Source organism: Marinobacter sp. 1_MG-2023 (assembly GCF_030549045.1).
Classification (GTDB): Bacteria; Pseudomonadota; Gammaproteobacteria; order Pseudomonadales; family Oleiphilaceae; genus Marinobacter.
This window is the reverse complement of sequence record NZ_JAUOST010000002.1, coordinates 668,086-684,105: the sequence shown is the minus strand read 5'-3', so window position 1 is coordinate 684,105 and position 16,020 is coordinate 668,086. Positions and strand designations below refer to the sequence as shown.

Sequence of the window (16,020 nt, the reverse complement as noted above, 5' to 3'; positions counted from 1 at the left end):
TATTCAGGGGATTCTGACATGCTGAGAATGACAACAGCGGTTATCCGCTTTTCCCCGGCATCACTCGTTCAGGGGTTGCCGGCTTCTTTGCTGTTAACACTGGTCGCTTTTGTGATGCTGGCCTGGAGTCAGGCAGGCGCTGCCCGTGGCTTGCCGGATTTTACCGGCCTGGTTGAGGAGAATGCAGGCGCCGTAGTGAACATAAGTACTACCAGTGCTGCCACTACGGGTAACGCACGCTTCCACGGCTTACCTTTTGATGAGCGGCAGCTGGATCAATTGCCAGAATTTTTCCAGGAGTTCTTTCGTGGTCCCCAGTCTCCTTTCGAGGGAGCGCCGGGTAGCTCTCAGCCGCGGCGTTCCATGGGTTCGGGCTTTATCGTCTCCAAAGACGGTTACGTGTTGACCAATAATCATGTGGTCGAAGGTGCCGATGAGATTATTGTTCGGCTCAATGATCGCCGCGAGCTACCCGCAACTCTGGTGGGTACAGATGCGCGTTCGGACATGGCTGTTCTGAAAATCGAGAATGGTGACGATCTGCCGGTTGTAAAAACAGGGCGCTCCAGAGATCTCAAGGTGGGAGAGTGGGTGTTTGCGATTGGCTCGCCGTTTGGTTTTGACTACACGGTTACGGCGGGTATCGTCAGTGCCTTGGGTCGTTCGCTCCCCTCAGAAAACTACGTGCCGTTCATTCAGACTGATGTTGCCATAAATCCGGGTAACTCAGGTGGTCCGCTGTTTAATCTTGACGGCGAAGTAATCGGTATTAACTCGCAGATTTACACGCGCTCCGGTGGTTTCATGGGGGTTTCTTTTGCTATTCCCATTGATGATGCCATGAGTGTTTTTCGGCAGATTCGCGACAAAGGCACTGTCTCCCGCGGCTGGCTGGGCGTGCTTATCCAGGAAGTGAACCGTGATCTGGCCGAATCGTTTGGCCTCAAGCGTCCGCGGGGCGCGCTGATTGCAGAAGTTATGAATGGCTCTCCGGCCGAGGAGGGCGGCTTGCAGTCTGGAGATATCGTTCTTGAGTACGACGGCGACGATATTCAGCTATCGTCTGACTTGCCACCCATGGTGGGCCGCACACCTGTAGGTGAGACGGCCCGCCTAACGGTTCTGCGTGGCGGGAAAGAAATCGCGCTGGATGTCGAAATTGGCCAGTTGCCCGATGAAAGTGGTTCCCGGCAAACGTCGCCCTCTGGTGGCAGCTCATCATCAGCGCCTCTGGGACTGACGGTTGAGCCTTTGCCACAGGACCTGGCTGACTCTATTGGTGTATCGGGTGGTGTTATAGTGACCGGTGTCGGCAGAGGGCCAGCCTATGATGCAGGTATTCGCGACCGGGATGTGATCACTGAGATAAACAGGACGGCTGTGGCATCGGTCGAGGATTTCCGGCAGGTGGTCAGGTCGCTGCCTGAGGGGCGAGCCGTATCCGTGCGGGTAGTTCGCCAGGGTCGGGCAATTTATCTTGTAATGAAACCCTGATTGTAGCTGCCTGAAAAGAAGCATATTGTTACGAAAAGCTCCGAAACCTGGTGTTGGAAACGACAGACTTCGGAGCTTTTGTTATACTGCCTTCCTGAAATAAAAAGAGCTGCCACGGAACGGATCAGGCCAGGTATGAACACAAAGGATCTCCCCCTTCTGAAACTGCTGAACCCTCGTAATGCCTGGCTTGCATGGCTGCTTTTGGTCGTAACCATTATTGTAACCGTCGCGTCCTGGCAGTTTTCCATCCGGTTGGTGGATGACCGCACGGAGGCGAGGTTCCGAACCCAGTCTCTGCAATTGAAAACCGCCATTGAGGAGCGTTTGCTCAACTACGAACAGGTTCTGGCGGGCAGTGCTGGACTTTTCGCGGTCGCGGGTAAGGTATCCCGTGATCAATGGCGAGAATATGTTCATAAGGTCGACATTAACCGATATTACCCGGGTATTCAGGGTATCGGGTACGTTGAGCGCATCGAAGTGCGGGGGATGGCCGATCACATTGCTTCGGTGCGTGAAGAAGGGGTTTACAATTATCTGGTGAAGCCATTGGGAACAGGCCCTTTCTATTACCCCATGGTGTACCTCGAGCCCGGAACCGAAAGCAATCGAAAAGCTTTGGGTTATGACGCTTTCAGTGATCCCGTTCACCGTAAGGCTATGGAACGTTCGCGTGATCGTGCGATTCCAACGGTAACGGCCAAGGTGGTCCTGGTCCAGGAAGAGCTGGAGGAGGGGCAGGCCAGCTTCCTCATGTATTACCCTGTTTATCAGGGCGGACAGGTGCCGGAAATACGAGCGGAGCGTCGTATGATGCTGGCCGGCTTCGTGTTCAGTGCATTCCGTATGAACAACCTTCTCGATGGCATCATTGGCCTGATTTCTCCGTTTCTCGATGTCCGTATTTACGATAACGGCGTGGTTGCCCGTGAAAACCTGATGTACGGCTCGAATCTTGGTTCCCTGGATAACGAATACAGTTTTGAAATGAGCCAGACCGTAAGTCATGGCGGACGGGACTGGTTGTTGCAGACCCGGTCCACGCCGGCCTTTGACTATCTGGCGTCCGATCCGCGCCCGTCTATTGTGCTTGGCAGTGGTATTGCCATCAGCCTGCTACTTTTTGTTGTGGCACTGGTATTGATTCATTCACGTCTTATGGCGCAAATCGGCGCCGGACGTTATCGCGCGATTACTGAGGGTGCGGCTAACGTTACGCTGGTTATGGATGAGTTTGGTACGCCGCTTTATGCCAGTCCGTCCAGTTTTGATATTCTGGGATTTGATCCTGACGAAGTTCAGGAGTTGGCGCTGGAAAGTCTTGTGCATGAAGACGACTGGCCCAGGCTCAAGCAGGGCTTTGATGATGCCATGGAGGCGCCAGGCAAGCAGATGCCTGTTGTGCGGGCGCGCATCTGCGATGCTGACGGCGGCTGGCGCGACATGGAAGGCACTTTTACCGCCATGCTGACAGTCCCTGGGGTTAACGGTATCGTGTTGAGCCTGCGTGACTTGACCCAGCTGAAAGCGGCCCAGTCAGAGCTGCACCGCCTTGCGTTTTACGATCCCCTTACCGGGCTGGCCAACCGCCAGTTATTCCGTGATCGCCTCAATAATGTAGTGCACCGAAGCCGCAGAAGCGGCGAGCCGGCAGCGCTGATGTTCCTTGATCTTGATGGCTTCAAGCGTATTAACGATACACTGGGCCACGACGCGGGCGACGAGCTTTTGTGCCAGGTTGCCAAATGGCTTGAGGGCTGTGTGCGCGAAGAAGATTCAGTGGCAAGGCTTGGGGGTGATGAATTTGTTGTATTGCTGTCACAGGTCGCTGGTTCGGAAGCGGTCTCCAAAGTTGCGGAAACTATTTTGCGAAGGCTCTGCCAGCGGATTCGCCTGAGTGACCATGAAGTGGGCATTACTGTCAGCATCGGTATCACAATGATCCCTCACGATAGCGAAGACCCCGGCGCTTTGATGAAGTATGCGGATCTGGCGATGTACCGGGCCAAGGAAATGGGGCGGAATACTTATCAGTTCTTTACCCCTGCCATGAATATCAAAGCTGCTCGCCGCTTACTCCAGCAAGAAGAGCTGGCGAGCGCCCTTGAGGGTGAGCGCTTCGTTCTGCATTACCAGCCCAAGGTGGATCTGATCAGCGGGCGGGTGATTGGGGTTGAAGCTTTCCTGCGCTGGCACCATCCGGAAAAGGGCCTGGTGTCGGCGCAGCAGTTTATCGGACTGGCCGAAGAAACCGGCCTGATTGTGCGTCTTGGTGAGTTGGCATTGCGCCAGGCCTGTATTCAAGTGCAGGCGCTGGAGCGGGCGGGTTTTGAAGCGCTGAAAATGGCGGTCAACCTGTCGGTAATGCAGATCACGGATTCCCGCTTTCTCGATATGGTCCGTAGAGTAATTACCGAGACGGGGGTTTCGCCTGAGAAGCTGGAGCTGGAAATGCCGGTCGAGTTGCTGAACGAAGATCCGCGCATGCTGCGTGAGCTTCTAGTGTCGCTCAATGACCTTGGTGTCTGCCTGATACTCGACGACTTCGGGGCTGGATCCTGCTCCCTGGTTTCTCTGCAGCAGCTCCCTCTTGATGTGATAAAAATTGACCACCGCTTTATTCGCGATATTCCTTACAATGTCAGCGCAACCGACGTGGCCTCTGCGGTGATTGCGCTGGCGCAGAAACTTCACCTCACCGTGGTCGCTGAAGGTGTAGAAACGCCGCAACAACTGAGCTTCCTGAAGTCCGCCGGTTGCACCCAGTGCCAGGGCAACCTGTTCAGCTATCCGTTGGATGAAGACGCCCTGATTGGCTTTCTTATCCGGCAGTATGAGCGGCCGCTTAGTTGCTGATCATGGCAATGGCGGCCGGTTACCGGTAAAATCACGCCGGCCCCGGATGCTGGTAGTGGTCTCTCCGGGCTCAATCCTCCGTATTATTATGAGTATTCATTGTCTGTGACTGAACTGAGCCGAATCCGTAACTTCTCCATTATCGCCCACATTGACCATGGAAAATCCACGCTTGCAGACCGCTTTATCCAGGTTTGCGGAGGCCTGACCGACAGGGAAATGGCCGCGCAGGTGCTGGACTCCATGGATCTGGAGCGCGAACGGGGCATCACCATCAAGGCTCAATGTGTCACGCTTCATTACACAGCGCAGGATGGTGAAGTATACAAGCTGAACTTTATCGATACGCCCGGTCATGTCGATTTTTCCTATGAAGTATCGCGTTCGCTTTATGCCTGTGAAGGTGCACTGCTGGTAGTGGATGCCGGCCAGGGAGTGGAAGCCCAGTCTGTTGCCAACTGCTATACCGCCATCGAGCAGGGCCTGGAAGTTGTGCCCGTTCTGAACAAGATGGATCTGCCCCAGGCAGAGCCTGAGCGGGTTGCTGCTGAGATAGAAGATATCATCGGTATTGATGCTTCTGATGCGGTACGTTGCTCGGCCAAGAGCGGAATGGGCGTTGAAGACGTACTGGAAGACCTGATCAGGAAAGTACCACCACCTCAGGGCGATCGGAAGGAGCCCTTGCAGGCCTTGATCATAGATTCCTGGTTCGATAACTATCTGGGTGTGGTGTCTCTTGTCCGGGTTACCCAAGGCGTTATGAGAAAGGGCGACAAGATTGTTATCAAATCTACTGGGAAAGCCTGGAACGCTGACAAGGTGGGGATTTTCAACCCCAAGCCTTATGACACCAACATATTGGAAGCCGGTGATGTGGGTTTTGTGGTTGCCGGTATCAAAGATATTCACGGCGCTCCGGTAGGTGACACAATTGTGCATCACAAGTTTGCTGCCGAAACGCCAATGCTGCCGGGGTTCAAGAAGGTACAGCCGCAGGTTTACGCAGGCCTCTTCCCGGTAAGCGCTGACGACTACAACGATTTCCGCGACGCGCTGGAAAAGCTCACCTTGAACGACGCTTCGCTGTTTTATGAGCCTGAGAGTTCTGATGCCCTGGGTTTTGGTTTCCGCTGTGGTTTCCTCGGCATGCTGCACATGGAGATTATTCAGGAGCGGCTCGAGCGTGAATACGATATCAATCTGATTACGACCGCACCTACGGTTATTTACGAGGTGCTGACCAAGCAAAGAGAGACGCTGTCGGTGGACAGTCCCTCAAAGTTGCCGGATATTGGCTCAATTGAGGAAATGCGTGAACCCATAGTAGAAGCGAATATTCTTGTACCCCAGGAACATCTGGGTAATGTAATTGCGCTTTGTGAAGAGAAGCGGGGCGTTCAGAAGAATATGCACTTTACGACCAATCAGGTGCAGCTGACTTACGAATTGCCGATGGCCGAAGTGGTGCTCGATTTCTTTGATCGGATCAAATCTGCCAGTCGCGGGTTTGCGTCTCTGGATTACCACTTCGTGCGCTTCCAGCAGGCAAATCTTGTACGTCTCGATGTGCTTATCAACGGTGAGCGCGTGGACGCCCTGGCTTTAATCGTCCATAAAGAGCAGTCCCACTACAAGGGGCGTCAGTTGATTGAGAAGATGAAAGACCTGATCCCCCGGCAGATGTTTGATATCGCCATTCAAGCTGCCATTGGAAATCAGGTGGTGTCCAGGGTCAGTGTGAAAGCACTGCGTAAAAACGTAACCGCAAAATGTTACGGCGGTGATGTCAGCCGAAAGAAAAAACTGCTCCAGAAGCAGAAGGAAGGTAAAAAACGCATGAAGCAGGTGGGCAATGTCGAAGTGCCTCAGGAAGCGTTTCTTGCCGTGTTGAAAGTCGATAATTAAAAGGCATCTGGATGGATATTGATTTTCCACTGGTTCTGGTTGTTCTGACCTTTGCGTCAGGGCTGATCTGGCTAGCCGATATACTGTTTTTGCGTAAGCGTCGCCTTGCAGCGCTCCCTGATGATGCAGCTCATGATGAGGAAGAGCCTAAAGAGCCGTATCTGGTTGACCTTAGCCGTTCATTTTTTCCGGTATTGGCCATTGTGTTGATCCTCCGGTCGTTTCTGGTGGAGCCCTTCCAAATTCCTTCAGGCTCCATGCTGCCAACGCTGGAAGTCGGAGACTTTATTCTGGTCAACAAGTACGCCTATGGGCTGCGTTTACCTGTTGCCGGAACCAAAGTGCTGGAGGTCGGCGATCCTGATCGGGGTGATGTAATGGTGTTCCGTTATCCCGAAGACGGAAAAACCAATTATATCAAGCGTGTAATTGGCCTTCCGGGAGATAGAGTTCGCTATCGTAACAAGCAGCTTTTCATTAACGACGAGCAGATAGACAGCGAGTTTGTTGTGCGCCTGCCGCCGGTAGAAGTGCGCCGCGAAGACCTGGGCACAGTGGAACATGATATTTTCCTGACCATGGGCCGTCCGGGAGCTGCGGGCGAAGGCGAGTGGCAGGTGCCAGAGGGGCACTATTTCGTTATGGGCGACAACCGCGACAACAGCAACGACAGCCGATACTGGGGTACGGTTCCGGACGAGTTGGTCGTGGGTAAGGCTTTTGCGATCTGGATGCACTGGAAATCCTTAACCAGTCTGCCATCCTTCAAGCGGGTGGGCGGAATTGAGTAATTTTTACTATTCTGGAGTTCAGTTGTAATGAAGAAAAATAATCTATCCGCCATGAGCCGCCAGGGTGGTGCTTCGGCGCTTGTCATTCTGGTCATGGTGCTGTTTTTTGGCAGTTTGCTTACTTTGGTTATCAAGGTCGGGCCGGCCTATATGGACGACCTCACCATTCAGGAAGCGTTGGAAGGCCTGGATGGTACCGAGGGTTTGTCCCGGATGGGGCCGGCTCAGATCCGTACCCTGATGAACAAGCGCCTCAGCGTAAACAATATTCGCGGTTTTGATGCCAAAGATATTACGGTTGAAAAAGACGGTGAGCTTGTCGTGATCAATGTGGATTACGAAGTTCGCAATAATATCTTTCGCAACATAGACACTGTTGTTCACTTCCAGCACAGATATGAGATGAAGGGCAAGTGAGTTCGCAGCCGGACCTGGATCAGTTACAGCGATGTATTGGCTACCAGTTCAAGTCGCCAGAGCGGCTTACGCTGGCGCTGACGCATCGGAGTTATGGTAACCAGAATAACGAACGGCTGGAATTTCTCGGTGACTCTATTGTCAATATGGTCATCGCCGAGTATCTGTTTCTGAACTTTGAGAAAGCCCGGGAAGGCCAGCTGAGCCGTTTGCGGGCACGAATGGTGAAGGGCGTAACGCTGGCCGAGATTGGCCGCGAATTCCAGCTGGGAAGCTACATGCGGCTTGGTTCAGGCGAGCTGAAGAGTGGCGGCTTTCGCCGTGAATCCATTCTTGCCGATGCGGTAGAGTCCATCATTGGTGCTATCTATCTCGACAGCGATTTCGAGACCTGCCGCGAACAGATATTGCGATGGTTTGAGCACAGGCTGAAGCAGTTGGACCTGCAGGATACCCAGAAAGATCCCAAGACCCGCTTGCAGGAGTATCTTCAGTCGAGGCAGTTCCCTCTGCCCCGGTATGAAGTTATATCTGTAGACGGAGAGGCTCACAACCAGACATTTCATGTGTCTTGTGTGTTGTCTTCGCTGGACCGAACTACCAGCGGAGTCGGAAGCAGTCGCCGCGTGGCGGAGCAGGAAGCGGCACGCAGCGCGCTGAAACAACTCGGCGTGGAGACACCCTGATGAACGATATTACGCGTCCGGAGAACCCCGACAGCCGTTGCGGTTTTGTGGCCATTGTTGGCCGCCCCAATGTCGGTAAGTCGACGTTGCTGAACCATATCCTGGGACAGAAACTGAGCATTACCTCCCGTAAACCACAAACCACTCGCCACAAGGTGCTCGGGATTAAAACCGAGGGCCCGGTGCAGGCAATCTATGTGGATACACCCGGGATGCACCTGGAGGAACCCAGGGCCCTGAACCGCTATATGAACAAGGCTGCCACCTCTGCGCTATCGGGTGTGGACGTGGTGGTATTCGTGGTGGATCAGCTTGCCTGGACTACGGCGGATGAGATGGTGCTTGAGAAACTGAGCAAGCTGGAATGTCCCGTTATTCTGGCGGTGAACAAGGTTGACCGGATTGAAAATCGGGAAAGCCTGCTGCCACACCTGGACATGCTTTCCAGAAAGCGCGAATTTGCTGAAATTATTCCGATGTCGGCGCTGAAGGAAACTAACCTGAAGCCGCTGGAGGAGACAGTTGGTCGTTTTCTGCCTGAGAGTGTTCATTTCTATCCCGATGATCAGATAACCGATCGCAGTGAACGCTTCATGGCATCGGAGATGGTGCGTGAAAAAATCACCCGTCAACTGGGTGCCGAACTGCCGTACTCCGTTGCCGTGGAAATTGAAGAGTTCAAACATGATGGTAAGACCCTTCATATATCGGCGTTGATTCTTGTGGAGCGCGAAGGCCAGAAAAAAATCATGATTGGTGATAAGGGCGATCGGCTGCGCAGCATCGGTCAGGACGCCCGAGCCGATATGGAGCGCATGTTCGATAGCAAGGTCATGCTCAAGTTGTGGGTCAAGGTAAAGCGTGGCTGGGCCGACAGTGACCGTGCGCTCAAGAGCCTGGGCATGAACGACCTCTGACGCCAGAGCCCATTATGCCCCCCGAGGCACCATGAGAAGAGAAGCGCAGCAGGAACCCGCCTATGTGATTCACCGTCGTCCGTGGCGGGAAACCAGTCTCATGGTTGATCTTTTTACTCTGAACCATGGCCGTATGAGCGTGATAGCCCGCGGTGCCAGCGGCAGTAAAAGTCCACTGAAGGCTCAGCTCCAACCCTTTCAGCCCCTGATGTTGGGCTGGATAGGGCGCGGCGACCTGAAAACCCTGACCCACATAGATGTTCGTGACGGCCCAGCTTTGCACCGTACCCTATCCCTTTACAGTGGTTTGTATTTGAATGAGCTGATACAACGGGTGCTGCCCCAGGCGGATCCTCATCAGACTCTTTTTGCCGCATACATTGAAGCCCTGGCACAGCTTGCACAGACATCCGATGTTGAACCGGTACTGCGAAAGTTCGAGCAGGCGTTTGCGGCCGCCCTTGGGTTCGATTTTTCCTGGGCGCTGGCAACGGATACCGGTCAGCCTGTCAGTGCTGCTCAAAGCTATTGCTATGATCCTGAGCAGGGTATCGTCGCTGCTGTCTCGATTGGTGTGCGTTTACAGAACTTGCCCGGAGAAACGCTGCTGGCACTTGCGGCCGGGGATTATGAAAGCGTCGCAAGCCGCCGGATATCAAAGCGGGTAATGCGCGTACTGACAGACTACCTGCTTCAGGGGCGTCCGTTGAACAGTCGCAGTCTTTTCAATCATCTCAGGGGAGAACGACATGAATCCTAGAGTATTGCTTGGCGTCAATATCGATCATATTGCCACCTTACGTGAGGCCCGGGGAACACGTTACCCCGATCCGGTACAGGCTGCGCTAATGGCGGAAGAGGCCGGTGCGGATGGCATAACCATCCACCCCAGGGAAGACCGTCGACACATCCAGGATCGCGATGTGTTGCTGCTCAAAGAAGTGCTGCAAACCAAAATGAATCTCGAGATGGCCGTTACGGACGCCATGCTGGAATTCGCCGAGAAAGTGCGGCCCGAGTGCGTATGCCTGGTTCCGGAAAAACGGGAAGAGCTGACGACGGAAGGAGGGCTCGACGTGGACGGCCAGGAAAGTCGTGTTGCCAGCGCATGCGAACGACTGGCCAGACTGGGTGCGGAAGTATCTCTGTTTATCGATCCGGATCGCGCACAGATTGATGCAGCGGTGCGCTGTGGTGCACCGGTTGTCGAGCTCCATACGGGTGAGTACGCTGAGGCGGTTGGTCCAGAGGCACAGGACACCGCCTTCAAGATTCTGGCGGAGGCCGTGTCCTATGCGCGCAAAAAGGGCTTGATTGTGAACGCGGGCCACGGGTTGCACTATCACAATACTGAGCGGGTTGCCGCCATCCCGGGTATCAATGAACTGAATATTGGCCACGCCATTATTGCCAGGGCGGTATTTTGTGGCCTCAAAGAAGCTGTCCGGGATATGAATGTGATCCTTGACCGGGCGCGTGGAAGAGCCTGATCCATTTCTGGCACCGCCGCGAGTGCACTATCAGTTGGTTTCAGCTTGCTGGTGGTGCTCCCGAAACATCTCCTGCCAGTCGGTCTTCTCACTCCAGATTTGCAGCCGTTCGATAGCAGAAACCAGCAGGTTCTTTTGCAGCTCCACGTCTGATGCTGACCGTTTGAGTGCTGTTTCCAGGCGATTTGCTGCCGACCGCAGCTCCGGAACACCGCAGTAGCGTGTTGCGCCGTGAAGTCTGTGGACACATTCCAGCAGCTCTTCCAGATTGCGCTCATCCCAGAGCCGGGCAATCCGGTTCAGTTCAGCAGGCAGCTGTTCCAGAAGCATGCTGAACAACTCCTCAGCCAGATCTGTTTTGCCAGCTGCGAGCTGAATGCTTTCAGCTACGCTTACACAGTCGCGCTGCATTTTGCGCGTGGAGGGTCTTAAAGCGCGTCTCGTATCACGGACTTCCGGTACAGCAGGCTGGTCAGCCTGACGGATGCTACGGCATTGGTAGCCTGTGCACTCCTGAATGGTTTCTGCAAGCTGTGCGCTGCTGATCGGCTTGGGTAGGTAACCGTCGAAACCTTGTCTGGTCAGGCGTTCCTGCTCGTCGGCGAGTGCGTGTGCCGTCAGGGCAATGATCGTTGTTCTGTGGTTGTTGTTGTCCATCTCGCGAAGGCGTGAGGTTGTTTCCACGCCGTCCATGCCAGGCATCTGAAGGTCCATGAAAACAAGATCAAAAGCCTTTTGCCGGGCTTTGCTAAGAGCCTCAAAGCCGCTTGATGCGCCTTCCACGTCTATCTGGTAATCCTGCAATAAAGTCATGACCAGTTTCAGATTGGCCTCGTTATCGTCTACGGCCAGTACTCTGGGCATATCGTCTGGGATAGGCAGGCGGGCGGCATGCTCCTGGCGTGAAATGCCTTGCCCGGAAGTGTTAATGCCGTGTACCAGAAGAAGCAGTTCGTCATAAAGTGCGTCACGGCACACCGGTTTGGACAGGTGGCCGCTTGCCAGTCCGGCCAGAGAGGTGTCGTGGACTTCCAGGGTTGGTGTCAGTAACAGAGTTCGGCAATCGCGCTCGACCTCCAGCGTCCGCACCAGTTCACAGTACTGGTTTGAATTGAGCAGGTGCCTGGTGATTCCAACGATCGCTGCCGCGTATCCTGACTGGCTCTTTTGTGCATTCTCGACCTGCTCCTGCATGGCGCCAGGCGATGCGACGCGGTCAACCGTTATGCCCCATTCCCGCAAAAGATGCTCAACTGCAAGGCCACAGGTTTTTTGGTGTTCCAGGTAGATAACCCGCTCGCCCCGAAGGGCGTCTCGGGGCGCAATTGCCTCACCGCCAGAAGACAGCTCCGGTGTCAGGGTAAACCAGAAAGTGGAACCTTTCCCAAGCTCACTCTGCAGGCCAATCTTGCCACCCATCTCCTCCACCAAACGCTTTGAAATAGCCAGGCCCAGTCCCGTACCGCCATACTGCCTGGCAGTAGAGGCGTCTGCCTGATTGAATGCGTTGAACAACGATTGCTGCTGGACCCGGGATAACCCCACACCGGAATCTGTAATGCTCAGACGAAGGGTAACCCGGTTGTTTTCTTTGTCCTCATCCTCAAGACTGGCGCGCAATACCACTTCACCGGTTTGGGTAAACTTAATGGCGTTGTTGACCAGGTTGGTGATTACCTGTTTGACCCGCAGAGGGTCGCCCATGATGTTGTCTGGCACATCGTTATAAACCAGAGGCACGAGGTCCAGGTTTTTGCTGTGGGCAGCAGGTGCCAGCATAACCATGACGTCTTCGACAATATCCCTCAGCTGGAATGGAACGCGGTCCAGGATCAGCTTGCCGGCCTCAATCTTCGAAAAATCCAGAATGTCGTTAATGATCGTCAGAAGAATTTCGGAAGACTTGCGTATGGTGCTCAAATGGTCCCTTTGTTGGCGGGGTAGCGGGCTTTTGAGCAGTAATTCGGTGAAGCCGATAATTCCGTTAAGTGGGGTCCGGATCTCATGGGACATATTCGCCAGAAATTCAGACTTTATCCGGCTGGCTTCCAGGGCTTCCTTGCGCGCAAGATCCAGTTCAATGTTCTGGATTTCAATGGTTTCCAAAGTCTCACGCAGATCTTCTGTCGCCTGGTCGATGTTCTGCTGCATTTCTGCCTGGGCAGTGCTTAGCCCTTCCGCCATGGCGTTCAGACCTGACTCCAGCTGTTCAAATTCCGGGCCTGCCCCGGTATGTACACGGGTGTCGAGTTTTCCCTCTTTTAGTTTTGCCACTGCCGCGTTCAGCTCGAACACCGGGCCGGTAAATGCTCGGCTCAGGCGCAGTGCAATAAGAAGGCTGAAAACCACGCCGCCAAGAATCAGCAATAAAGAGATCAGAAGAGCTTTGTAGGTTTCTTTCTCGGTGCGTATGTGGGACATCTCCACAGCTACCCAGCCCATGGGCTCACGTTGTTGAGCGGCCGACTGTCGGGTGTCCGGGTCAAGCACGGACTGGATCATCAGATCCTGGAGGAAAACCGGATGTACAAAGCGCGTACTTGTGGCGCGGGCAATGCGGCTCGCCCGATCACTGGTCAGCTCGTTGCTATCAAGATTGTCGGAACTACCCGGGCCTGTGTGCAGCAAGCGACGGCGGTCACTGTCAAAGAACGTAATCGAGCGCACATCCTGTTCTTCGAGTAACGCGTTGGAAAGACTGCTCAGCAGGCTGCGATTTGCAGTGAACAATCCGTATTCCGAACCGGCTGCAAGTTGGCGGGACAGGGATTCGCCGCGATCTCTTAGCAGGCTCTCAATATTGTTAACCCAGCTGTAGGTAAAAAACAGCCCCAGTATCAGGGTGGTGAGAAGGGTGGGAACAAGAGTTACCACCAGCACTTTTTTGCGAATACCCCAACGTCGCATACGAAATTCCTAAAATATATCTTAACGCCGCTTGTTTACGCGGGTTACGTCCTTGTAATAGTAGGCTATCCGGGCACAGATAACCTTACAATCAGTGCCGGCTGAGTGGAAAAAGACACTTTTTTTATAGCCTCCAGTCATGGTTTTAGCGAGAAGCTGTATTGGGCGACCGGTGCCATAAGGCGTATCATGCCAACCCAAAAGTGTACCACAGGGTTCTCATATGCATTTTCCCACGATTGAAGATTATGTCGGGCATACGCCTCTGGTTCGATTGCAGCGCCTTCCCGGCGATACCAGCAACGTGATTCTGGCAAAGCTGGAGGGTAATAACCCTGCCGGTTCTGTAAAAGACCGGCCCGCCATAGGGATGATTCAGGAAGCCGAACGCCGTGGCGAGATTCAGCCAGGCGATACGCTGATTGAGGCAACCAGTGGTAACACAGGTATCGCTCTGGCGATGGCTGCGGCTATCAAAGGCTATCGAATGGTTCTAATCATGCCCGCAAATATGAGCGAGGAGCGCCGCGCATCCATGCGCGCGTATGGTGCTGAAATCATCACTGTCAGCAGTGATGAGGGCATGGAAGTTGCCCGGGACAAGGCTCTGAAAATGCAGGCGGAAGGTAAAGGTAAGGTGCTTGATCAGTTCAGCAACCAGGATAACCCTTTGGCACACTATCGAACCACGGGCCCGGAAATCTGGGAACAGACCGAAGGTCGGGTAACCCACTTTGTCAGCTCCATGGGAACCACTGGTACCATTATGGGCGTTTCCCGCTACCTTAAAGAACGCAATCCCGATATCCGCATTATTGGCTTGCAGCCAAAAGAAGGCGCCTCCATACCCGGTATCCGCCGCTGGCAGGAAGCGTATTTGCCCCGTATTTACGATGCGACCCGGGTGGACCAGGTGCTAGACATCGGGCAACAAGAGGCTGAGGAAACCATGCGTGCCCTGGCCGAGCAGGAAGGCATTTTTTGCGGTGTTTCATCCGGTGGTTCTATTGCAGCAGCGCTGCAACTGTCAAAGCAGGTTGAAAATGCCATCATCGTGGCCATTATTTGCGATCGTGGCGACCGCTATTTATCAACAGGTGTCTTCCCCGGCGCCTGAATCTGACGATATCAAGAGAACAGACTATGAGCAGAAGACGCAGGAAGGTACTTCCTACGGAACCCGTGCGCTGTGAAGTGGAAAAACTCAGCCATGATGGCCGCGGTATCGCTCGTCAGGATGGAAAGATCCTGTTCGTGGACGGTGCCTTGCCGGGCGAAACGGTCATGGCCAAGGTGGTGTCCACGCGAAGCAAGTTCGATGAGCTGCGCACACTAGAAGTACTACAGGCAGCGCCTGATCGCCAGAAGCCGCCCTGCGAATATGCAGACCTGTGCGGTGGTTGCAGCCTTCAGCACATGAGCAGCGATGCACAGATTGGGTTCAAGGAAGACACGTTGCGTGAGCAGTTTGCACATTTTGGAGGCATAGAACCTGAGGAGTGGATTGAACCAATGCTTCCGGAAAGCACGCTCGGCTACCGGCGCAAAGCGCGTATGGGTGTGCGTTTTGTTAAGGCTCGGGAATCGGTGCTGGTAGGTTTCAGGGAGAAGCGTAACAGCTTTCTCACCGATATCGACCGTTGTGTGGTGCTGGATCCACGCATTGGTGAGCGCATACTTCCTCTGCGTACCTTGTTACATAGCATGGATGCCTATGCCCGTATCCCCCAGGTTGAGGTTGCCTGTGGAGATGATATGGCGGCCATGGTTTTTCGCAATATGGATGACCTGAGTAGCGGTGACAGGGAAAAGCTGATTGCCTTTGGTCAGGCCCATGATTTGCATATCTATCTGCAACCCAAAGGCCCGGATACCGTCCATCGTATCTGGCCGGAATCAGCGGGTAGACAGGATGAACGCCTCAGTTACCGGCTTGATGCCTTTGACCTGACTATGAAATTTCATCCGATGGACTTTACCCAGGTCAATGCAGGCATAAATAAAGACATGGTAAACAAGGCCGTGGAATGGCTGGACGTGCAGCCGGGTGAGCGTGTTCTGGACCTGTTCTGCGGCCTGGGTAACTTTACGCTGCCCCTGGCGCGCAAAGGCGGCCAGGTTGTAGGAGTCGAGGGTGATGACGCTATGGTGGCGCGGGGCCGGGAGAATGCGGAAATGAACGGGCTTGCGAATGTGTCATTCCACGGCGCCGATTTGCACGGTGACTTTACGGGGCAGGGCTGGGCAAAAGAGGGCTTTGATAAAATTCTTATCGACCCGCCGCGTTCCGGTGCGGAGGAAATCTGCAAATACCTGACCGCCTTTAATGCCAGCCGTATCGTATATGTATCATGCAACCCGGCCACCCTAGCCCGGGATGCAGGAGTGATGGCGCGCAACGGGTATCGCCTCGTGCGGGCTGGTGTGATGGATATGTTTCCTCACACTACACACGTAGAGTCTATTGCGCTGTTTGAGCGGGACTCACACTGAATGTCGTTGTGCTCAGCAAAGGACTGCTGGGTGAACCTCCGGGACTAACAAGACTGAT

12 protein-coding genes are annotated in these 16,020 nt (G+C 54.1%); 11 read left to right on the top strand and 1 reads right to left on the bottom strand.

Translation table 11 applies throughout. The annotated features are described in order from the left end of the window. The first annotated feature begins 114 nt into the window (after positions 1 to 114). The 9 genes from Q4606_RS09165 to pdxJ all read left to right on the top strand — a co-directional run bounded on the left by Q4606_RS09165 (position 115) and on the right by pdxJ (position 10,562). Positions 115 to 1,494 (top strand): DegQ family serine endoprotease, encoded by a 1,380-nt coding sequence (locus Q4606_RS09165; protein WP_303607368.1) that lies wholly within the window; start codon positions 115 to 117, stop codon positions 1,492 to 1,494. A gap of 135 nt (positions 1,495 to 1,629) precedes the next feature. Further along, on the top strand, positions 1,630 to 4,353 hold the full coding sequence (locus Q4606_RS09160; RefSeq protein ID WP_303594021.1) for an EAL domain-containing protein: 2,724 nt from the start codon (positions 1,630 to 1,632) through the stop codon (positions 4,351 to 4,353). 105 nt (positions 4,354 to 4,458) lie between these two features. Continuing rightward, positions 4,459 to 6,261 (top strand): translation elongation factor 4, encoded by a 1,803-nt coding sequence (lepA, locus tag Q4606_RS09155; RefSeq protein WP_303594019.1) that lies wholly within the window; start codon positions 4,459 to 4,461, stop codon positions 6,259 to 6,261. An 11-nt stretch (positions 6,262 to 6,272) separates the two neighbouring features. Further along, entirely contained in the window at positions 6,273 to 7,052 is a 780-nt protein-coding gene (gene lepB / locus Q4606_RS09150) for a signal peptidase I (RefSeq protein ID WP_303594017.1), read from the top strand. Between the two features lie 27 nt (positions 7,053 to 7,079). After that, on the top strand, positions 7,080 to 7,469 hold the full coding sequence (locus Q4606_RS09145; RefSeq protein WP_303594015.1) for a DUF4845 domain-containing protein: 390 nt from the start codon (positions 7,080 to 7,082) through the stop codon (positions 7,467 to 7,469). Beyond that, entirely contained in the window at positions 7,466 to 8,155 is a 690-nt protein-coding gene (gene rnc, locus Q4606_RS09140) for a ribonuclease III (protein ID WP_303594013.1), read from the top strand. The genes Q4606_RS09145 and rnc overlap by 4 nt, the downstream gene beginning before the upstream one ends. Next, positions 8,155 to 9,072: a GTPase Era gene (era, locus tag Q4606_RS09135; protein ID WP_303594011.1), complete on the top strand. Its 918-nt coding sequence runs from the start codon at positions 8,155 to 8,157 to the stop codon at positions 9,070 to 9,072. Before rnc ends, era begins: the two co-directional genes overlap by 1 nt. 31 nt (positions 9,073 to 9,103) lie before the next feature. After that, entirely contained in the window at positions 9,104 to 9,832 is a 729-nt protein-coding gene (recO, locus tag Q4606_RS09130) for a DNA repair protein RecO (RefSeq protein ID WP_303607326.1), read from the top strand. Further along, complete coding sequence (gene pdxJ / locus Q4606_RS09125) at positions 9,822 to 10,562, top strand: pyridoxine 5'-phosphate synthase (protein WP_303607325.1); 741 nt, start codon at positions 9,822 to 9,824, stop codon at positions 10,560 to 10,562. Before recO ends, pdxJ begins: the two co-directional genes overlap by 11 nt. Before the next feature lie 30 nt (positions 10,563 to 10,592). On the opposite strand, the gene Q4606_RS09120 is transcribed toward pdxJ, so the two are convergent. Further along, on the bottom strand, positions 10,593 to 13,469 hold the full coding sequence (locus Q4606_RS09120; RefSeq protein ID WP_303607324.1) for a response regulator: 2,877 nt from the start codon (positions 13,467 to 13,469) through the stop codon (positions 10,593 to 10,595). A gap of 223 nt (positions 13,470 to 13,692) precedes the next feature. On the opposite strand from Q4606_RS09120, the gene cysM reads away from it, so the two are divergent. After that, positions 13,693 to 14,586, top strand: coding sequence for a cysteine synthase CysM (gene cysM, locus Q4606_RS09115; protein ID WP_303594005.1), 894 nt, complete (start codon positions 13,693 to 13,695; stop codon positions 14,584 to 14,586). A 26-nt stretch (positions 14,587 to 14,612) separates the two neighbouring features. Then, positions 14,613 to 15,962 (top strand): 23S rRNA (uracil(1939)-C(5))-methyltransferase RlmD, encoded by a 1,350-nt coding sequence (rlmD, locus tag Q4606_RS09110; protein WP_303607323.1) that lies wholly within the window; start codon positions 14,613 to 14,615, stop codon positions 15,960 to 15,962. Positions 15,963 to 16,020: the final 58 nt, after the last annotated feature.